Source organism: Pseudomonas sp. ANT_J12 (genome assembly GCF_008370045.1).
Lineage (GTDB): Bacteria > Pseudomonadota > Gammaproteobacteria > Pseudomonadales > Pseudomonadaceae > Aquipseudomonas.
The window spans coordinates 1,112,736-1,132,553 of the sequence record NZ_VOBN01000001.1 but is presented as its reverse complement, the minus strand read 5'-3'; the positions used below and the strand labels follow the sequence as shown (position 1 = coordinate 1,132,553).

General features: G+C 58.2%; 18 protein-coding genes, 1 other RNA gene and 6 pseudogenes. 17 read left to right on the top strand and 8 right to left on the bottom strand.

Annotated elements, in window-relative coordinates; genetic code table 11:
* Position 1 precedes the first annotated feature (1 nt).
* From FQ192_RS05500 to FQ192_RS05480, 5 genes and pseudogenes are all read right to left on the bottom strand, one after another.
* Complete coding sequence (locus FQ192_RS05500) at positions 2-703, bottom strand: M48 family metallopeptidase (RefSeq protein WP_149657669.1); 702 nt, start codon at positions 701-703, stop codon at positions 2-4.
* A gap of 74 nt (positions 704-777) precedes the next feature.
* Positions 778-2,112, bottom strand: a pseudogene (locus FQ192_RS05495) (type I restriction endonuclease); the annotation flags it as partial.
* A gap of 77 nt (positions 2,113-2,189) precedes the next feature.
* Positions 2,190-2,981 (bottom strand): DNA glycosylase AlkZ-like family protein, encoded by a 792-nt coding sequence (locus FQ192_RS05490; protein WP_256672223.1) that lies wholly within the window; start codon positions 2,979-2,981, stop codon positions 2,190-2,192.
* Positions 2,938-4,278 carry an N-6 DNA methylase gene (locus tag FQ192_RS05485; RefSeq protein ID WP_256672230.1) on the bottom strand — a complete coding sequence of 447 codons (1,341 nt, stop codon included), beginning with the start codon at positions 4,276-4,278 and terminating at the stop codon, positions 2,938-2,940. The genes FQ192_RS05490 and FQ192_RS05485 overlap by 44 nt, the downstream gene beginning before the upstream one ends.
* Positions 4,279-4,361: 83 nt before the next feature.
* A pseudogene (locus FQ192_RS05480) lies at positions 4,362-4,730 on the bottom strand (DUF3987 domain-containing protein); the annotation flags it as partial.
* A gap of 441 nt (positions 4,731-5,171) precedes the next feature.
* On the opposite strand from FQ192_RS05480, the pseudogene FQ192_RS05475 reads away from it, so the two are divergent.
* From FQ192_RS05475 to FQ192_RS05400, 17 genes and pseudogenes are all read left to right on the top strand, one after another.
* A pseudogene (locus FQ192_RS05475) lies at positions 5,172-5,768 on the top strand (phage major capsid protein); the annotation flags it as partial.
* A 57-nt stretch (positions 5,769-5,825) separates the two neighbouring features.
* A complete protein-coding gene (locus tag FQ192_RS05470) occupies positions 5,826-6,044 on the top strand; it encodes a hypothetical protein (RefSeq protein ID WP_149657668.1) in 219 nt (72 codons plus the stop codon).
* The gene (locus tag FQ192_RS05465) at positions 6,045-6,332 is read left to right on the top strand and encodes a head-tail connector protein (RefSeq protein ID WP_149657667.1); all 288 of its coding nucleotides are present in this window, start codon (positions 6,045-6,047) and stop codon (positions 6,330-6,332) included. It abuts the gene before it with no gap.
* Entirely contained in the window at positions 6,332-6,670 is a 339-nt protein-coding gene (locus FQ192_RS05460; RefSeq protein WP_149657666.1) for a phage head closure protein, read from the top strand. Before FQ192_RS05465 ends, FQ192_RS05460 begins: the two co-directional genes overlap by 1 nt.
* The gene (locus tag FQ192_RS05455) at positions 6,663-7,136 is read left to right on the top strand and encodes an HK97-gp10 family putative phage morphogenesis protein (protein ID WP_149657665.1); all 474 of its coding nucleotides are present in this window, start codon (positions 6,663-6,665) and stop codon (positions 7,134-7,136) included. The genes FQ192_RS05460 and FQ192_RS05455 overlap by 8 nt, the downstream gene beginning before the upstream one ends.
* Positions 7,136-7,504: a DUF3168 domain-containing protein gene (locus FQ192_RS05450; protein ID WP_149657664.1), complete on the top strand. Its 369-nt coding sequence runs from the start codon at positions 7,136-7,138 to the stop codon at positions 7,502-7,504. Before FQ192_RS05455 ends, FQ192_RS05450 begins: the two co-directional genes overlap by 1 nt.
* Positions 7,505-7,567: 63 nt before the next feature.
* Positions 7,568-7,897, top strand: a pseudogene (locus FQ192_RS34320) (phage tail tube protein); the annotation flags it as partial.
* Between the two features lie 21 nt (positions 7,898-7,918).
* Complete coding sequence (locus FQ192_RS34315) at positions 7,919-8,290, top strand: phage tail tube protein (protein ID WP_256672229.1); 372 nt, start codon at positions 7,919-7,921, stop codon at positions 8,288-8,290.
* Between the two features lie 9 nt (positions 8,291-8,299).
* A complete protein-coding gene (locus FQ192_RS05440; RefSeq protein WP_149657662.1) occupies positions 8,300-8,635 on the top strand; it encodes a phage tail assembly chaperone family protein, TAC in 336 nt (111 codons plus the stop codon).
* A 17-nt stretch (positions 8,636-8,652) separates the two neighbouring features.
* Positions 8,653-8,919 (top strand): hypothetical protein, encoded by a 267-nt coding sequence (locus FQ192_RS05435; protein WP_149657661.1) that lies wholly within the window; start codon positions 8,653-8,655, stop codon positions 8,917-8,919.
* 51 nt (positions 8,920-8,970) lie between these two features.
* Positions 8,971-9,375 (top strand): hypothetical protein, encoded by a 405-nt coding sequence (locus FQ192_RS05430; RefSeq protein ID WP_149657660.1) that lies wholly within the window; start codon positions 8,971-8,973, stop codon positions 9,373-9,375.
* A 53-nt stretch (positions 9,376-9,428) separates the two neighbouring features.
* Positions 9,429-11,666 (top strand): annotated as a pseudogene (locus FQ192_RS05425) (tape measure protein); the annotation flags it as partial.
* 43 nt (positions 11,667-11,709) lie between these two features.
* The gene (locus FQ192_RS05420) at positions 11,710-14,916 is read left to right on the top strand and encodes a phage tail protein (RefSeq protein WP_372242324.1); all 3,207 of its coding nucleotides are present in this window, start codon (positions 11,710-11,712) and stop codon (positions 14,914-14,916) included.
* Positions 14,916-15,212: a hypothetical protein gene (locus tag FQ192_RS05415; protein ID WP_149657658.1), complete on the top strand. Its 297-nt coding sequence runs from the start codon at positions 14,916-14,918 to the stop codon at positions 15,210-15,212. Before FQ192_RS05420 ends, FQ192_RS05415 begins: the two co-directional genes overlap by 1 nt.
* 8 nt (positions 15,213-15,220) lie before the next feature.
* On the top strand, positions 15,221-15,946 hold the full coding sequence (locus FQ192_RS05410; protein WP_149657657.1) for a hypothetical protein: 726 nt from the start codon (positions 15,221-15,223) through the stop codon (positions 15,944-15,946).
* Positions 15,947-16,008: 62 nt separating this feature from the next.
* The gene (locus FQ192_RS34310) at positions 16,009-17,364 is read left to right on the top strand and encodes a hypothetical protein (RefSeq protein WP_256672222.1); all 1,356 of its coding nucleotides are present in this window, start codon (positions 16,009-16,011) and stop codon (positions 17,362-17,364) included.
* Between the two features lie 42 nt (positions 17,365-17,406).
* Positions 17,407-17,592, top strand: a pseudogene (locus FQ192_RS05400) (cell wall hydrolase); the annotation flags it as partial.
* Between the two features lie 367 nt (positions 17,593-17,959).
* Here the strand turns inward: FQ192_RS05400 and FQ192_RS05395 are convergent.
* The 3 genes from FQ192_RS05395 to FQ192_RS05385 form a co-directional block, all read right to left on the bottom strand.
* A complete protein-coding gene (locus tag FQ192_RS05395) occupies positions 17,960-18,799 on the bottom strand; it encodes a hypothetical protein (RefSeq protein WP_178128999.1) in 840 nt (279 codons plus the stop codon).
* Between the two features lie 124 nt (positions 18,800-18,923).
* Positions 18,924-19,321: a transfer-messenger RNA gene (gene ssrA, locus FQ192_RS05390) on the bottom strand.
* A gap of 95 nt (positions 19,322-19,416) precedes the next feature.
* Positions 19,417-19,695 (bottom strand): hypothetical protein, encoded by a 279-nt coding sequence (locus FQ192_RS05385; protein ID WP_133838462.1) that lies wholly within the window; start codon positions 19,693-19,695, stop codon positions 19,417-19,419.
* Between the last annotated feature and the right edge of the window lie 123 nt (positions 19,696-19,818).

Here is a 19,818-nt window from a genome sequence, read left to right as displayed (position 1 = left end):
CTCAGAGGCCTTCAACATCAATTCCATGTTCTGCCAGCCATGTCTTGCGCTGTGCGTAGTCAGGCATGACGCGTTCAAGGCGGAGCCAAAATTCTGGGGTGTGATGTGGCTCTTGCAGGTGCACCATCTCATGCACAACCACATACTCCGCAATGGGCTTGGGCAGCAGGATTGTTTTCCAATGAAAATAGAGCTGTGCGCCCTTGCCACAGGAGCCCCAGCGATAGCCCAGATCCTGCACACGCACACCGCTGGGGGTCAGGTCCATTCGCGCTTGGTGGTTCTCGACTCGTAAGGCCAGCCAGCTGCGGGCATGTTCGCTATACCAACGGATGAAATGTTCGCGGGCTCGTGGCAGTTCGCTACGCAGCAGGCGGAAGCGACCAGCAGAAAGTTTTAGCGGCCCATCCTGCTCATCGACCAGTTTGAGGCGATAACTTCGCCCCAAGTACAGAAATCCCTCTCCGTCGACGTATTGCTTGATAGGGATTGAGCGCTGCAGGCGCTCCTTTTCGGCAAGACGCGAATAAATCCAGAAGCTTTTTTCCGCTACGAATTGACGCAGCGCTTGCTCCTTCACCTCTGGCGGAGCGGACAGGATAAGGGCGCCGTCACGCTCGACAGTGATCTCTAGCGTCTTACGCCGCGCGCTGCGGCGCAGTGTGAATTGTAGGTCATTGATGGTTAGCGTTTCGTTGCTCACAGCTGCATCAACCGTTCATGGCTGGCTCTGGCCTGATCCATCAAACGGTCAGACAGCACCCCCGCCGTATCGCTATAGGCCAGGCGCTTGGCATCCTTGACGAAGGGCAGGCCCTCGGGGCGTGGCAGCACAGTGTCCAATGAGTTGAGGAACGCTTTGAGTTTTACCGCAAATTCGGCGCGCACCTTTTCCGACTCCAGTGCGGCAATGCAGGTTTCGGCATCTTCCAGCGACTCGATGCCCTGGCGACGCAGCACATCCACTACACGAAGATGACGATCGCGCAGCACCGGCACCTCGTCCTTGATGCTGCTCAGCGCACCTTCGATATCCTCGTCGGCATAGGCTGCCAGCGCTTCGCGCAGGTGGTTGGCGACCCCGTAGTAATCGACCACGATACCGCAGCGCTTGCCGAAAACGATGCCGCCGCGCTGGTCGCTCTCGCCGTGCTCAAGGCGTGTCTGCCCGCGTTTCATGCGGATCACCGTGCGGTTCACCGCGCGGTACTGCTGGTAGCGGCAGACCGTCTTGATGGTCTGCCCGCCAACCGGCATGAACAGCATGAAATGCCGGATCAGATCGAGCAGGTGGGCCGGCGTCAGCATGCCTGCCACCAGGCGCTCCTGCTCGGACAGTTTGGCTTTGCCCAACTGCTCGGCTACTGACTGCTCGCTGCCGCTACCCTCCGGGCCAACCACGGTTTTCCATTGGGAGAAATGCCCGAAGCCGGCCCCAATGCAGCCCACCCGTGCTTCGTCGTAGCTACTGGCGACCAACAGCTGCACGCTAGCGAACAGTGTTTCGTTGCCCTCGTTGTCCTCGACTTCGAAGGCCGCCTTGCGCTGGTTGCTGTAGCGGCGCAATTGATCGACAGCTTCGGCCAGCGGTTCTGGGATGGATGGGCTCTTGCATTCCACCACCACCAGCGGGATGCCGTTCACCAGCAACACCAGATCCGGGACGATAAATTTCTTGCCGCTGTTGTACCCCGGTGGGCAATCCACTCGGAACTGGTTGATCACGCGGAAGTGGTTATTGGCCGGGTTGGCCCAATCGATGTACTGGATGGTCTGACCACGTCCGCCTTCCCAGGCCTGAAGGCCATCGACCGTGATGCCTTTGAGCAGCAGCTCAGTGACTGTCTGGTTGGCTTCCATCAGCTTGCCGGCGCCCACGCGGGTAATGGCCGCCAGTGCTTCGGCAATGCGCTGCTCATCCAGCCAGGGCTGACCGTCGCGCAGGTTGATGGCAAGCAAGCGTTCGGCCAGTGCAGCTCGCTGAATCACTTCACTGAAACTGCTGCGACCAGTGATGGCCGGGTCGTCGAGGCTGCCCTCGATATGCTTCCAGTTCAGCCCCTGTAACTGAGCCACAAAGGGTTTTTCGACGTCATCCAATTCCCAGCCCACGGTTACTCCTTTAATCCAGTTCAGGCGTGTATGGGCTCATACAGGCTCATAGCGGCTCATAGCGGCTCATAGAATTTTTAGCCGAGCTTATAGACCGACCAGCGTCGTTCACCTTGCTGTATCAGTGTGCCCTTGTCTTTCATGCGCTTGAGCAGTTTTGCCGCTTGATCAGGCGAGAGCCGACAAAGATCCATTACTTCAGCGCGCTGAATCTGCCCATGCTGCTGCACGTAGTTCAACACCATCTGCTCATGTTGAATGGGTGTGAAGCCTGCCTGGCGGGTATAACCGGCCTTGTCGCCCACGGCCTGGTACAGACTGGCTGACAGAGTGTAGCTGCGCCCTCGGGTAGAACCGTGGGCCTCGACCAAGCCGGCTTCGGTCAGGGCTTCCAGGGTGCGTTTGGCACTGGCGGTGTCGCGCTGGATCTGTACGGCCAGTTCGTCGGCCGTGACGCGCTTCGTCTCACGCAGGGCGGCCAGGGCGATCAGGCTGTCGATGGGCAGCTCGGCGTTGGTGGCGCGCTCGTGCTCGACTACTAGGCGGCGGAAGTCAAGGTCGGCCTCTGCGGTGGGTAAGCGCAGCACCACGCTCTGGGCGGTAGTGTAACTGTAGTCCGGGGCCGGCCGGCCGAATTTGAGCATGCCGCGAAAAATCTTGTCTACGCCTCGGCCGGAGCGTTCGACTACGCCGACGCGCTTCATGGCGTCGGCCAGGGCCGGGTTGCGCGGGCGCGGTTCGGTCACCAGCAGGTTGGCCAGGGTCACGCCATCGACCAAGCCACCGGGGTTGCTAGACGAGAGCGCCCCAATCTCCTCATCCTGCTTATAGACCACGACACGCCCGACGGTACCATCCTTTGAGAGCAATACGTTTCCATTGCGGATAGTGCATCCAGTCGGCCTCATCAGCCCCTTCCCCCTTGGCTGGGGCGGCAGCCTTGAGCTGGCTGTCCAGTTCCGCCATTTTGGCCTCCAGCTCGGCCAGCCTGGCAACGAAATCGCCGAGCAGGAATTTCACTAGCTTGTGCTCCAGCGGGCTTTGCTTGCTGGCCTTGTCTTCCAGGGCGGTGATGATGCTGGTGCGCCAAGCGTCGATTACGCCCCGGCTACCGCGAGCCATCAAGCCAAGGAAGTCGTATTTGCTCTGGTACCAAAAGCCCGCGACGATGCCCCTGACTTGGAAGGGGTCGAGCAGGCCAATGCCTTCCAGCGTCTGGCTAAAACTAGCCAGCAATTCGCCGCGTAGCTCTACCAGTGCAACGCTGTTATCCAGCTTCCCTGCCAGTGTGGTGATACGCGGGCTGTGTTCGTGCCACCAGCTCTCGAATGCCTGACGCAGGGCGGCTTCCTTGGTCTGCAGGCCGGCATTGCCTTCGATGGCTGGCTTGAGATCGGCACGGCGAGTTAGCTCGCCGCCAAAGTCGAAATATTTCGCATCGCGCGCCACGAACAGGTCGTGCGGGTCGAGGCCGTGAGCGGCGAACAACGGCGCTTTCGCCTCGATTTCGGCCTTGGGCACACCGCCAAATAGGTGCGCGCGTACATCATGGGGCTCGGGTGGCGGCGCGTTATCCACGTAGCGACGGATATTCAGGTTGTAACCGTTGTCGCGCAGGGTGGCGATATCTAACACATCGCTGAGGCGCTCGATCCGGCGAAATTCGTCGAAGGCGGTGGTGATCTTCTCGATGTGCTCGGGCAGCAGGTAGTTCTGCGCACGGCCCTCGAAGTACTCGCGGTCGGCGTTTATAAACAGCACCTTGCCCTGGCGCTCGGCAGGCTTGGCGCTGACACGGTTGGCGCCTTCCTGCTTTTGTTGGCGCAGGATAAGGATGCAGGCAGGAATGCCGGTGCCATAGAACAGGTTGGCCGGGAGGCCGATCACAGCTTCGAGCAGATCGTTTTCGATAATGCCAGCGCGGATTCCGCGTTCCTCACCGCCCCGGAACAGCACGCCGTGGGGCAGTACGGTGGCGATCATGCCCTCGTCGCGGGTCACAGCGAGCATGTGCTGCAGGAACATCAGGTCGGCCTTTTTCGAGCCCAGCGGCACCTCGCCGAAGCAGAAGCGTTGCTCGCGGAATGTCGGGTTCCAAGCCAGGCTGCCATCCGCGCTTTTCTCAGTATGGCCCCAGTTGATGGAGAAAGGCGGGTTGGTGAGGATTCGGTCGAAGCGGCGCAGTTCGCCGCCCTCGATATGCCGAGGGTCGGCTAGGGTAACTCACGAGCTTCGTGCTTTCCTCGAATGGCGGCGCGATTGGATTTCAGTTGCTCCAAATACAGCATCCACTGTCGCCGCTCCCACTCACGTGCAGATGCTAGCGCCAGATGATCCACTGCGCTTTTACGATCACCTGACGATGCCACCGTCAGCATGTAGAGGGACAACGGATAAACACGGCCATCGAGCTGCACATTGGCGTGCGACTGGGTCACCAGGGCGGCAGTGGCTAACACCGATTGCGCAGCCATGGCGCAGGGCACGCCGATCACCTCGGCCATGCGTTGGACGGCTGGCCCTAATATCTGTCCCAACGCTTCGACCGGATATGCCAGCGGCTCGGGCCGGTATTCCAGCAGCGGCCGTGGCAGGTCGAACACTTCGCACAATTGCATCGTCATTCTCCTGGTGTTTCGAATTTCTCCCTCACTCTCCCCGCCACGGTTGTTGAGTGTTATCAGGGATCAAGGCCCCTGCAGCCTGTGAGGGTTGTCCACTTACGCGGGACGGGCGGCTCTTTACGACCGGGAGCTTGGGCATCTCATGATCTGGCCTCCTGAGCACCAATAGCGGTGGGCGGGTGGAGGCTGCGTTGTCTGACGAGACCAGCGCCGCGAGATCCTGAGTCTGTTGCAGGCAGTGATGCGATGACCGGGGCGTGCCTGACTGTCAGTCAGGTGCAGTCCATTCCGTGGGATGCGGCACCATCATCTGCATTGCTGCTGCGAGTGACATCGGGGTTTGTCACGCCGATTGTCACAGGGACAAACGCTGCAATGTGTTGCCCGGCAAGGGCTGCGGCAGTGGTTTCGGCGCCCGTCTCTTTCCTGGAGAAAGAGACGGGCGTGGACGACGTTCCTCAACTGATGGCCTACCTGCAAGAGTTGCTGCGTTACGACCTGAAGCTCGAGGAAGAACGCCAGATTCTGAAGGGCGACGGCACCGGCGAGAACCTGAACGGCTTGATGACCCAGGCGACCGTTTTCGACGCTGCTCTGACCAAGGCTGGCGATACCGCTATCGACCTGGTTCGCCGCGCGATTTACCAAGTTCGCAAGCAGTCGATGCTTTCTGCAGACGGCATTGTGATGACTGAGCTCGACTGGATGAACATCGAGCTGCAGAAGGACGGCGAGAACCGCTACCTGTTCGCGAACCTTCAAGGCTTGGTCACCCCAGTTCTCTGGGGCCGCCCGGTTGTCACCTCTGACAGTGTCGATGAAGGCGATGCGGACACCGGCGGCGAGTTCCTGGTGGCAAACTTCGCGCGCTCGTCTGTGCTGTTCGATCGCATGTCGTTCCTGTTCAAGATGGGCCTGATCAATGATCAGTTCATCAAGAACGAACGCGCGCTGCTGGTGGAAGAGCGTCTCGGTCTGGGCGTGCGCCGCCGCGAGGGTCTGGTCAAAGGCCGCTTCACCGTCGCACCGTAATCCCATCACCTTGCATTGGCCGGCTTTATGCCGGCCATTTTTGTCTCAGGAGACATTATGAAAATCAAAGCACTGTGGGGTTTTGTCGGTAACGCGATTCTGTTGAGCGCAGATTCGACCTCTGTTAAGGCCGGCCAGGTATTCGACGATGTGGACGACGAATATGCCCACACGCTCATCGGCAAAGGGCTGGCTGAAGAAGTCGGTGATGACAGCAATACGAAGTCGTCCGCGCCCAAGCAAACCAAAGCGACATCCCCGAAAGAGAATAAATAAATGATCGACTTGGCGCGCGTGAAGCTGCACCTGCGGGTGGACGGTGACCAGGAAGACTCTCTGATCACCGAGTACCTTGCGTCGGCCAAGTCTCACGTGGCAATGCACTGCGACCGTGAACTGGTCGAGGAATCTCCAGTTGAGCCCGATCAAATGGGACTCACCCCAGATGTTGAACATGCCATTCTGCTGCTGATCGGCCACTGGTACGACAATCGCGAAGATGCTGCCGTCGGGGTCACTCCTACAGCGGTGGAGCGTTTGCTCTGGTACAGGAAGCGTTTCTGATGGAAGCCGGAAAACTGCGCCACCGCATCGAAATTCAGCACAAAATCACCCTGCGAGATCCATCTACCGGCAATTTTCTGGAGCCGGCGTGGGTGAAGCTCGCCGAAGTCTGGGCCAGCGTTGAAGATTCGTCGGCCCGCGACCTGGTGGCTGCCAAAGCTGCCAAGTCGGTGGCCACTGGCCGGATGGTGATCAGGTATCGTCCGGGCGTGCTGCCGACGATGCGAATTCTCTATCGCGGCGAGATCTACAGCATTGAGGGGCCGCCGCTCGCCGACAAGGTGTCCGGTCTTGAGTACCTGACGCTGTTGGTTTCGAAGGGGGTTAAGGATGGCTAGTTCGATTTCCTCGCGCTTGCAGGGTGTCGCGTCGACGGTCGAGAAAATGCGTGGCCTGGCGCCAAAGCTTCAGAAAAAAGGCCTGCGCAAAGCGGCCCGTGAAGCGATGAACATCGTTCGCGATGACGCCAAAGCGCGGGCCAAGGCGCTGGACGATCCGGAAACAAAAGAGAAGGTCTGGAAAAACATCATCACCCAGGAGGCGCCCAAGCAATCACGGCGCGAAGGCGGTGTGGTGATGCGCGTCGGTGTGCGAGGTGGTGCCGGGTCAAACCAGCACAGCAAAGACGCCAGCGGCAACCCGGGCGGCGACACCAGGCACTGGCGCTATATCGAATTTGGCACCCAGTTCACGCCGCCGGCGCCTTTCATGCGTCCGGCGTTCTCACAGAACGTCGGCGCGGTCACTGACCAGTTTGTCGCGAGTCTTGGTCGCGAGATTGATGCCGCGCTCAGGGGGAATTGATGGATCCACCCATTTTTCTGGCCTGCTCAACCGATCCGGCTGTCGCTGCATTGATCGGCGCGGGCATCGACTGCCGCATTTACTCATTCGGCGAAGCGCCTGAAGGCGTTTTGAAACCCTACGTTGTCTGGAACTTGGTCGACGGCAACCCTGAGAACTACTTGGCCGGGCGCCCGGACGCAGATGGATTCACGCTGCAAGTGGACGTCTATGCCGCCAGTGCGGGCACCGCAACGAAGGTCACCGAGTCATTGCGCGATGCGCTGGAGCTGAAGGCCAACATCACCCGCTGGGGCGCCTCCGGCCAAGACCCGACGACGAAGGACTACCACCGCAGCTTTGATATCGACTGGATCACCCTTCGATAGAGCATCACCCCCAATCAACCCGCCGAGTGCGGGTTTTTTTATGCCCGACATTTGGAGAACGCCATGTCGATCCTTTCCCAAGGAACCCAGATTTACGCACTCGTCCCGCCACTGACCGGCACCGGCCCTAAAACCATTATGGCCATCGAATGCGCGACGGCATTCAGCCCGGGCGGCTCGCCGGCGGATCAGATCGAGGACACTTGCCTCGAGGACACCTCCCGCAGCTACAAGAAAGGTTTGCGCACCCCGGGCCAGTCCTCGCTGACCGTCAACGCCGATCCGAACAACGCGAGCCACATCCGCCTGCATCAGCTCTCGGAAACCGATGGTGACACCGCTATCCAGTGGGCGGTGGGCTGGTCCGACGGCAAGGCCGCACCGACTGTCGCAACTGCCGGCGCCCTGGATGCCGTGACCATCGGCGCCGGCGGCACCGGTTACACCACGGCACCGACAGTCGCATTCACCGGCGGTGGCGGGACTGGCGCCGCCGGTACAGCGACCGTATCCGGCGGCGCGGTGACCGGCGTCACGATTACCAACCCTGGCACCGGCTATACCAGCCCGCCGACTGTTGCTTTCACCGGCGCCGGTACGGGCGCAACGGCAACCACAGCCATTACCTCGGCCGACAGCTTCGACCTGCCGAAAACGCGCACATGGTTCGTTTTCGAGGGCTATGTGAGCGACTTTCCGTTCGACTTCGCGGCAAACGCCGTGGTCAGCACCGCCGCAACCATCCAACGCTCGGGCGGTTCGGCCTGGGTTCGTAAATCCGCCTAAGGGGGCTCGATGAATCTCGCTCAATTGAAGAAAAAAGGGGGCGTCATCTCTGGCGCCCTGGTGGTCAAGGATATCGAGTGGAAGCATCTCGACGAAAAAGGCAAGGTGGTGACCGACAAGTTCAAGGTTCACGTACGCCGACACGCCTTCGGTGTGATGGAGCAGATGTTCAACGGCGGCGATGCGGACAAGTTCCGGAATGCCCGTTACCTGGCTGCCAGCATCTGCCTGGGCGCCGAGGGCGAAGAAGAACTGCCCTTCGATGACGCGGTTAATCTTGACCCGAATCTTGGCGTGTTGATGTTGCAGGCCGTGAACGAGGTCAACAGTTCCGCAAAAAACTGACCCCCGCCGATGAGTTGATGCATGAGTTGGTGCTCAACGGAATCGGCGGGTGCACCATTGCTGAAGCGAAGGCCAACATCAGCTATGCGGAGGTGTTGGCCTGGTCTGCCTATCGGGATAAGTACGGAACGCTGAACCTTGGTCGTCGCCTGGATCTGGCCGCCGCGATCATCGCGCAGCAGGTGAATCGCGGTGCCGGTGGCAAAGCCGACCTGTTAGATTTCATGCCTAACGCCGAGCGGCAGCCGATCGACATGGAGCAGGCCATCGAGGAGTGGAAGTGATCATCGCCATGGATGGTGGTAGATTGCCTTGCTCCTACAGGGAGTTTTCTAATGAAAAAAACATTCGTTAATGCTGTCTTGCTTTCTTCCTTTGTTATTTTCGGCGTTGAGGCTGGAGCGAAGGACCCAGTAAAGGAATACGACGAGCTTTTACGCCACGCCTCCTTTGTTTGTGAGCTCGACAATGGCAACTACCAAGCCGCTGTAAGGTATCGGTCGCCAAAGCAAACAGCGCTGGGTGATAAGTTGATGAAGTGCTTGACCGACTATTCAGAAAAAGCAAGGACTGACCTGCCGCCGGCGATTAAGGCGGCCAAAAACGAGGCAGTGAAAACCGCACTAAAGGCCGTGTATACGGATTGGGTTGTGTACTTTGGAAAGTTTGATCCAATCAGCAAAATTCGTTATGAGAGATCAAGTAGCGCTCTAAAAACTGAGCTACTAATTTCTCAATAGATGAGAACAAAGAACCCGCATTTAGCGGGTTTTTTTCGCCCGGAGAAAAGTAAATGGCGTCAAGATCGCTCGGTACATTGACGCTGGATCTTATTGCACGGATCGGCGGATTCCAGCAGAACATGGATCGCGCGTCGCAGTCCGTTACTCGCACTGGCGCCGCGGCTGATGCTGCATCTGCCAGAGTTAGCGCCCTTCAAGGCCAGTTTGTTTCCCTTTCAGGCGCTGCCGCAAGCCTGGCGGGGCCTCTGGCATCAGCTTTTAGCTTGAGCGCAATTTACAGCGCGTCCGAGGCGTATACGCAGTTGACCAGCCGATTGAAGCTGGTTACCGAGAGCTCTGCTGAGCTCGCGACGGCACAAAATGCAGTTTTTTCTATAGCCCAGAGCGCTTACCAGCCTTTGAATGCCACTGCTGAGCTTTATCAGCGGATTGCGACAAATCAGCGAGAACTGAAACTGACCGGCGAAGGCGTCGCGGGTGTAGTGGGCACTATCAGTAAGACGCTGGCGATTTCCGGTGCATCTGCTGCTTCGGCCAACGCTGCGCTTGTCCAGCTTGGGCAAGCATTTGCCTCTGGCGTGCTACGCGGCGAAGAACTCAACAGTGTCATGGAGCAAGCTCCTGCGCTAGCACAGGCAATTGCAGCGGGCATGGGCAAGACGGTTGGTGAACTGCGCGCGCTCGGCGCTGAAGGAAAGCTCACAGCTGATTCTGTCGTTAAGGCGTTGCAAGCCCAAGAGGGTGCTGTATCAAGCCTTTTCGGTAAAACGGCGGTGACGATCGGCAACAGCATTACGGCCACAGGTAACTCGCTCACTCAGTTCATCGGCAGGATGGACCAGGCGAGCGGGATCAGTGCGGCAATCTCGGCAAATATCGTCAAAGTCTCGAAGTCGATTGATGGTTTGACGAAAGATTTCGCGGCAACCTCGAAAACCTTCGAGCGGGTATCGAGTGCGGCCGAGACGCTTGCCTACATTATCGGTTCTCGTCTTGCACTATCCGCTGGCCAGGCCGCAGTAGGATTTGCCGCTGCAACTAAGGCGTCGATTCAACACGCCGGTGCACTAGCGTATGGCGCAGCAGCGACTTGGAAGAGCGTGGAGGCAGATGCCGCCACGGCCAGGCAGACACTTGCAACCACTCAGGCGAGACAGATAGACGCGAAAGCGCTCCTTGAGCGGGCCAATCTTGAAATTTTGTCTGCTGAACAAAAAGTCGCCGCAGACAGGCTTCGCCAGCAATCGGAAATCAACAATCTAAAAAGCGTTCAGGCGACGCTTGCAGCGGAAAGGGTTTTAGAAGAACAACGGTTGGCTGCACAGATAACTGAGCAAGGTCGCGCAGCTGCTCGCAACAGGATGGCGATCGCTCGCCTCGATGAAGTCGCCATCATCAAGCAGATCCAGGCCGCTGAAGTCGGACTTGCAGCAACCAACGCCGCTACGTCGGCGGAAATCCAAGCAGGTTACGCGCTACGCAGTGCCGCCGCCGCGGGTTATGCAGAAACAACCCTGGCGGCGGCCGCTGCCGTGAAAGCAGCAGAGCGCGCGACAGCAGCTGCCACTGTAACCAGCCGATCAGTTGGGGCGTTAACTACCGCTGGCGCCGGTCTGATGGGGCTTCTCACTGGACCGGTCGGCATGATCGCGATGACAGCACTGGTTGCTGCTTCATTCATCGACTTCGGTGGCTCTGCGGATAAAGCAAGTAAATCGCTCATTGATCATAACGCCACGCTTGACCAGTCTATTCAGAAGTACAAAGAGCTCAGTGTCGAGCAACAGCGATATCAAGTGGATAGTTGGGAGAAAGGTCGAAAAGAGGCGTTGAACGCCGCCGCCGGCGATCTCAACGAATACGCTATCAAAACCCGCACCACCCTCAACGGGCTGGCGGAAGGCCGATCTGAATATCAAAAGCAACTCAATCGTATGCTTGACGAGGTGGGCGCAGGTACTCGCTCACTTGATAGTGTCACCGAGTGGGCAAAGGAAAGCGTCCAGCTCCATCCAACCGTAATCAAGCAGTTGACCGAGATATCAGCCGGTTACTCTGCTAGCTCTAAAGAGGCCGAAAGCTACTCCACCAAACTTGATGGGGTGAATGCGTCCTCAAGAGCTGCCACGGCGAGCGCGAAAGGGTTGGCCGACGTCCAGTCTATGGCCGGCGGGCAGACCAAGGGGCAAATCGCTGATTGGGAAAAATACATTGCCAAGCTGATCGAGACTCGAGATCTGTTTGGGGCGAATGCCGAAGCCCAGGCAGCATTCGCGGCAGATCAGATGGCCGCAGCTGCAACGCCAGGACACCAGCGGCAACTTGAATGGTGTGCGGATCGAGTACTCCGTTGAAGTTTCGACCGATAACGGTCCGTATCTGCAGGTCCTGAGTTCTTTCGTTGACCGCAAGAACGTCACCAAATACGAGCGCTCCCACCGGATCGAATTGCCCGCCGGCAGTCGCTGGACCGTCCGGGTGCGCCGCCTGACGCCAGAGGCGAACAGTTCGCTGGTGCAGGACGGCATGCTGGTCGAGGCCATTGCCGAGGTGGTCGACAGCGATCAAGAATACCCGCTGACCGCCGTGGGCTGCCTTGAGTACGACGCCCAACAGTTCGGCGGCGATATCGCCAAGGTCGCGGCACTGATGCGTGGCCGCACTATTCGTGTGCCGGCCAACTATGATTCCGTGACCAGGACTTATCGCACCAGCGGTGCCGGTACCAGTAACGGGGTTTGGGATGGCACCTTCCAAGAGGCCTACACCAACAACCCCGCCTGGATCTTTTACGACCTGGTGCTGCATCCGTATTACGGCCTCGGCGAACGCATCGATGCGACCATGGTTGATCGCTGGTCGCTTTACCGCATCGGCCAGTATTGCGACCAGATGGTGCCGGACGGCAAAGGCGGACAGCAGCCGCGCTTCACCTGCAACCTCTATTTCCAAAAGCAGGCCGAGGCCTACGCAGTACTGCAGGATTTGGCCTCGATCTTCCACGGCATGGCCTATTGGGACGGTAGCCAGATCGTCGTCAACGCCGACATGCCGGGTGATCCGGTTTACACCTATAGCCCTTCGCAGATCCTAAACAACGGTGAAATCAAATACGAGGGCACCCGGGAGCGGGATCGCCACACCTTGGCTATGGTCGGCTGGGACAATCCGGATCAGGGGTTCGACACAGACAAGGAACCGGTGTTTGATGACGATGCCATGGCGGAGTTTGGCATGGTGCGCGAGCTCGCTATTGACGCCATCGGCTGCACGTCGCTAGGACAGGCGCAGCGCGCCGGGCAATGGGCGCTGCTGACTGAGCAGTTACAAACCCGAGGCGCGACAATGCGCGTGGGGCTCGATGGGCAAATTCCAAAGCCTGGGCAGGTTATCGCGATCGCTGACCCCGCCTTGGCTGGGCGGGCCAATGGTGGTCGCATCTCTGAAGTTGCCGGCCGGGTCATCACCCTGGACCGCGACACGGCTGTGCCCGCCGGCGCCCGCTTGTTCGTCAACCTACCTAGCGGCAAGTCCGAAGCCCGCGTGGTCAAGTCGGTGGTGGGTCGATCGATCACTGTTATGGCGGATTACAGCGAGGTGCCGCAGGCTGAATGCGGGTGGGCGCTCGATTACGACGACCTGAAGCTGATGCAGTTTTATGTCCGCAACGTGACGCGTCCCGAGTGGCACCAGTTCCAGCTCGAAATGATTCAGCATGAGCCGAGCAAATTCAACGCGATCGATTTCGGCGCGGTGGTAGATCCACGACCGATCAGTGGTATTCCCATTGGCACACAAGCAGCTCCCGCGCGAGTGCTGATCAGCCAGAACGTCGTGATTGAGCAAGGCATCGCTGTCACCAGCATGACCATCGCCTGGGATGCGGCGCCAGGTGCGGTGGGTTATGACGTTGAATGGCGCTGGGGCGCCCGGGAGTGGATCAAGGTGCCGCGTACAGGCGAGCTGGTGGCGGACGTGCGTGGGATCTATTCCGGCCAGTACCTGGCCCGCGTGCGGGCCGTCAGCGCGATGAACGTCTCGTCCATTCCGACAAACTCGATTCTGACTGACTTGGCGGGCAAAGCCGGTCTGCCGCCGGCGGTTGCCTTCCTGCGCACTACCAGCAAGATTTACGGCATAGGCCTTGAGTGGGGTTTCCCGCCCGGCGCGGAGGACACGCAGCGCACGGAGATCTGGAACAACAAGACCAATGACCTGGCTACCGCCGTGAAGCTGGCCGACTTTGCCTACCCTCAGGCAAACCATGAGATGCAAAACGTGGTGCCTGGGACCAGCCTGTTTTTCTGGGCACGGCTTGTGGATCGCACCGGTAACGTCGGGCCATGGTTTCCAGCGGTTAATGGGGTCAATGGACAGGTGAGTATCGACCAGTCGGAATACGAGCAGTACTTCCTTGGCAAAATCCAGGCGTCCGCCCTGGGGCAGCAACTGCTCGAGGAAATCGGCAAGATCTCTGGCGACGGTGAAGATTCGGTCAACGGACGGATCGAAGCAGTCAAACAGCAACTGGAGGAGCTGATCAGCGATATCACGGATGCCATGGTTTACGACCCGCTGAAGCCTTACGTGAAGGGGGAAGTGGTTCGCCTGGATGGTCGGCTGTTCTCGGCAGTGAAGGCGGTGCCGGCCGGGATGACGCCTCCGAACGCTGAGTTCTGGTACGACATGGGCACCATTGCGGAAACCACCAACGCCATGGCCTTGCAGATCCAGCAGCACTCCACCCAAATCGACACTATTGACGGAAAGGTCACGGCTCAGGCTTCGACCGTCCAGGCGCTGCAAGCGGCATGGCGCGAGGACGATGGGACCGGGGCGATGAACGAAGCTCTGAAGGCTTACCAAAGCACCGCGAGCATCGTCACCAACGACAAGGTGAGAGCAGAGGAAAACCTGGCGTCGGCGACGCGCATCACCACAATCGATGTGGCGGTGAAAGAGAATAAGGCCAACCTAACGACGCTTGAAACGGCGGTGGCGACGGACAAAGAAGCCACAGCGCAGAAGATCGACAGCGTCACCGCCACGGCCAACAACGCCAGCGCCAAAGCCGAGACGGCCACTACGGTCGTGTCGGGCCTGAATGGCAAACTGGCGGCGACCACCACGATCAAGACCTCGACCACGGTTGGCGGTCGCACGGTGATGGCAGCGTTGGCCATCGGGGTGGAGGGGCAGACGCAGGAGTCACAGATTTTGGCGTTCGCCCAGCGCTTCGCGATTCTGGATGAGGTCAGCGGCCAGATGATTGCGCCGTTCGTGGTGCAGGGTGGCCAGGTGTTCATCAACACCGCAATCATCAGCACCGCGTTCATTCAGGAGCTGATTCTGGGGATGACGCTCCGCTCCGCAGCGCTGAACTCACAGGGCCTGCCATTGCTGGAAATCAACATTCCGGCCGGCACCCTGACGCTTCGCGGTCAAACGGCGGACGGCTCGATAATGCTCAACAACTACGGCATGTTCGCCTACGACGTAAACAGCGTAGAACGTGCTGCATTCGGGAAGATCGGGTAATGGCTTATTACGGTGCGAGGACCCGAAACGCGGCGGGGGCGGTAACGCTCGACACTTCAACGATGACTGTCCGCTCTATCGTTACGAAGCAAGTCACCGTTCCACCCATCACCAGTGACTTCACCAGCTTTATCAGCATGCCGGAAATCACCGCGCAGTCATTTGTCTGCGTGACGCTGCAAGGTCAAGCAAGTGAAGGTGCCGCACTGCCAGCGGTGTTCTGGTCCACAGGTCAGCTCAGGGTCCGGCGCGGCCAAGGGATAGTGCTCAACGTATTTATTCTGACCTATCAGTAGGAGGGGCGATGACTTACGGATTCAGATCGCGCAACGGCCAGAACTTTTTTCAGATCGACAGCGAAAACAGAGCCCTCAATGTGGCCGCCTCCGGCAGTTACACAATAGGGAAGCCCGCGGGTGCGCCGACGACAATTACTCAGGCCGTTATTACTTACCCCGCGCCGATTACGACAACGGAGGCTCCGCACGTTTTTCTCAATCCGACGAATCAGGGCATGTATCACACGCTTATGCACACCGGCGGCCCTGGTAACTGGACGGGCTTCTACTTTCGGCTGCAACTGATGCCGCCGTTCAACAGCTCGGATTGCAGTGGTAAATGGTTGGTGGCGACCTTTCGCTCAACATCCCCTCCGAATCAGTATGACCTCCGGCTTCGTAATGCCGCAGGCGAACAGATATTTGTCGGGGCGGACAATTTGCTGGTGATGACTGGCTTCCCCATCAATGAGGGCTGGTCGCTCGACAGTCGTGGGCAGGAACAGTCCGGGGTGTATTGGTCCGGCTACCAGATGGCTTGGACGGGCGCCTATGAGGATTACTTCCTCGCCTCAACCTTGCTCGGCGGGAAGATCTACAACGGCAACACCACCCTTGAAACCCCGTGCGGTTTCCACGCGGGAGTGCGTTCGACGTTGAATGGGTACGTGGGGGCGCTGGTGAGCTCGGAGGGCGGAACCGCGAAGAATGGCCGGACCACGTTTGCAGCCAGGCCCATGCGCCCGCTTTGATTAAACCTCCCACCAATAACCCGCCATGTGCGGGTTTTTTATTGACAAAAAAGGAACATGCCATGCCCTGGCTCAGGAATGGAACAGTTGCCGTGACCAATGGCTCTACCACTGTCATCGGCACCAACGCGGATTTCGCCGCGAACGGCAGGATTGGCGACTCGTTTATTGGCCCGGACGGTTTTACTTACGAAGTCGGGAACATCGCAAGTGCGACGGTGATTTCAATCATCCCGGCGTACAAAGGCCCGACAGCGAGCGGCGCGGCTTACGCGATCATGCCGGTGCAGGGCTATCCCAAAGCGCTGGCCGACGCATTCAATAACATCAACCTTCAGTGGGGCGTGAAGCTCGCCGCACTGGGAACCACCGGCAACTACGATGTTCTGCCCATCACCAAAGGTGGTACCGGCGGCGTCACCCTCGCGGATGCGAAGAGCAATTTTGGCATTCTGGATATCCAGACGGTGGCCCGCGGCGGCACCGGGGCGACAGATGCCCCAGGAGCGCGGACTGCACTTGGAGCAGCCAAGTCAGGCGCTAACAGTGATATCACCTCGCTCAGCGCTTTGACTACTGCGTTGAGCGTTGCCCAGGGTGGTACGGGCGGGACGACCCAGGCGGCGGCAAGGACTGGGCTTGGTCTAGGAACGGCGGCTGTCGCAAACGTCGGTACTTCCGCCGGGAACGTAATGACCGTGGGGGCGGGCGGTTGGCTCGGTTCGTCGATTATTGACAACGTAAACGCCAACAATCAAAAGGCGACAGGGTTGTACGCAGTGAGCGGCGCGACAAACTCGCCATTTACCGCGATCCAGCTGCTGACTTCGGATTGGGGTGTTGACCCCCGCTGGCAATCACAATTAGCTCTAGGTATATCAGCGAACAAGGCTTACTTCCGTTCAATCATGAAAGACCAGACTGCGGCGACGTCTTGGGCCGAGCTGTATCACACAGGAAACACGACCCGGGGCTCGGGCGGGGCACTGTCCGCTGCATCGCCCATCGTCCGCATTGCCAACGTTGCAGACACGCAGCGCCGTGACTTGCAGGAGCAGACATTTGAACCTGCCGGAGATTGGGGTGTGGCGAACGAAGAAGCGCAAGGCGTGCTTGTCGAGCGTCTGGATGTCGGTGAATACCGCGTCAGCGGAAGCCTGGGGCTGGCGCTGGAAGGCTGGCGCACGCAAGACCCGTGCTCGCCTGACGGCGGCCGGATAATCGGCATCACCGAAAGCCAACAGGCTGAAGACGGTACTGTAACCATCAAGTTGTTCAAGCAGCGCTGGACGCTGTCGGATTACGGTGAAGTGATCCCTGGTCGCGGAACACCAATTGATGTGCCGCTGAACAGCTGGATCGACGTCCGCTTGGCAATGCCAGAGCCCTTAATGCCGATACCGACGATCGAAGAATAACCACCCGCCATCGAGCGGGTATTTTTTTGCCTGGAGAAAATTATGTCTGTTACCGAAAAAGACCGCGACATCCTTGCCCGCACCTTGTGGGGTGAGGCGCGCGGCGAAAGCCTTGCAGGCCAGATCGCCGTCGCCTGGACCATCCGCAACCGCGTCAACGACGGCAAGACCAAATCGTGGTGGAGTGAGGGTTACGCCGGCGTGTGCCAGGCGCCTTACGCTTTGAGCCCGAGCGCCGCGAGACAAAAAACCATGCCTGTGATGAATTGAAATGTAGTCACTAGATCTATCCATAAAACCCAACAGCGAACGATCTCAATACGCTCGTTTTTAAGCAAGGCAGTAGTTGTTACAGATTGACTCGGTGAAAGCCTTGGAGAGCGGAAAACTGATTTCTTAGGGTTTGTTCGGTCGGCAGGACGCCGGGGCGCGGGGATAAAAGCTGTCTAATACAACCTCGACCTATCTTGGTTTTACTGGGTAAAACCGAAGCCTTCTAAGCATAGAGTTTTAGACAGAGATAAGCCGAAACCCTTTGCCTGTAAGGCCTGCACCGATCTCCAGCCCATACTGCTGCAGTACCGGAGCAAGCTGTTTAAGGGGCGGCGTTTAGGAGCTGCTTAAAAAACTCACTGTATTTCGCGACTGCCCCTAGCCCTAGAGCGATCACCGTAAACGCTGTGAACAGCGGATGGCCTTTGACGATTTCCAGCATCGCTATCGGACGGACACCAAATTTGTCAGCCCAGGTAGCGTTCGTTTTAAGGCGTTTTTCATGCGTACGCTCGAAGAAATTTGCAAACATGTCCAGCTTTCTGAGCGTTGATCTGTGCATCTTAAGATAATCACCACTAACGAAAGCGTCAGCTTCCTGCTCCCCCGTCAGTGCGTCGACGTCGGACACATTGTTCAGTTCAGTCAGGCTCATTATTCGGCCTCTGCGGCCTTTGCTGTCCTCGTGTGGAGCATAGGACTTGCCATAGAGGCTAACAAGCACCCTGGCTAGATCAACTTTCTTGTCATCCTGAAGCTCAAAGGGATTCCCGCCCATGACTCGGTGTCGGTGCTCAAGGGCGAAAAAGCCAAAATGCTCATCTCGCATATTCCAGTGAATGAACCGACAGTCTCGATGTTGTTCTAGAAAAGCAAAATAGCCGTCGAGCATTGATCTTTCGTGACTGTCCAGTTCATCCGACATCGTCGCAAGCGAGCCTTTCAGCTCGGCTGATTTATGAAGTGACCAAGATTTGGTCTGGGCTGATTTTAGGTTTCGCACAGCTATAGACGTCACCCGTTTCGAGGCGCCGGTGGATCCTTCATAAAACGACTCGCAGGAGTAGTGCACGACGTATACACGACTCGCGTCTTGATAGAGGTCATCTACCAAGCCCCGACTTCTAGCGCGATCCTTTACCCTGTCAATCTCCGAACTCATATTTTGCCCCAGTCGCTTCACGTGACGCTGTCATTAAGCTGGCATAACCGAGCCAAAACCACCCATGCGGGCACAAAAAAGGCACTTGCGATAAACGCTAAGTGCCTGATTTGTATAACTTATTTGGTGGAGCCGGGGGGATTTGAACCCCCGTCCGCCAGTACTCCGCTGTCGGTACTACATGCGTAGCCGTATCTATTAAGTTAACCCTCAGCGACCCGAAGGGCAGGGTGCTTTGGGCGAGTTGTGTAAGTTTTAGCCGCTTCGTCCACAACGTACTGCACGGCGATTCTGTTCTATATGACAATCACTTTGGGTTTACAGACATCCCCTGGTGATTGCTGGACCCGAAGGTACCAGAAGCTCAGGATCTAAAGCTGCTTACGCAGCGAGAGAGAATTCCTGGCCGTAGGTTTCGTCATTGGCAACTATAAGAAGTTGCAACAGTGGATTTACGAGTTCTGTTACCAACTCGGCATGCACCTAAAGTTTCGCGACCGGCGTCGAATCCTAAACGGCCCCTTGCCTGTTGCTCGGTGAATCTTATTGAGCAACAGACGTGCGCAGTGTACGCCAACGCAGCTCAGAAGGCCAACCCGAAGGTTGGCCTCGACTGATTATGGGTTCGGTTCGTTGGACAGTTTGTCCGCACGGGACAGCGCCTGGGTGGCTTCGGTGACGCATTTCTTGTCATCGCCGGCGGCTTTTGATGCCTGGGCGCTGGCGAGCAATCGGTTGAGTTCCATCTTGGTGTTTTCGGACGTTGCCGGCAGTGACGTCACTTTGTCTTTGAGCTCTTGCACCTTGACGGTACAGAGGTCGTTGTCCGCAGCGAATACGGGAGAGGCCAACATTGCAGCGGAAATGAACAGACCAGCGAGTGCGGTACGTTTCATGGGTATCTCCTGAACGTTTGGTCTCGATGCTGAGGCGCTTAATGGCCGCCACGTCGAGTCAGTGATAAGCCTTGTTCTACCGGGCTTATACAAATGACTACGGAGACGTACAGGAATTCGGTT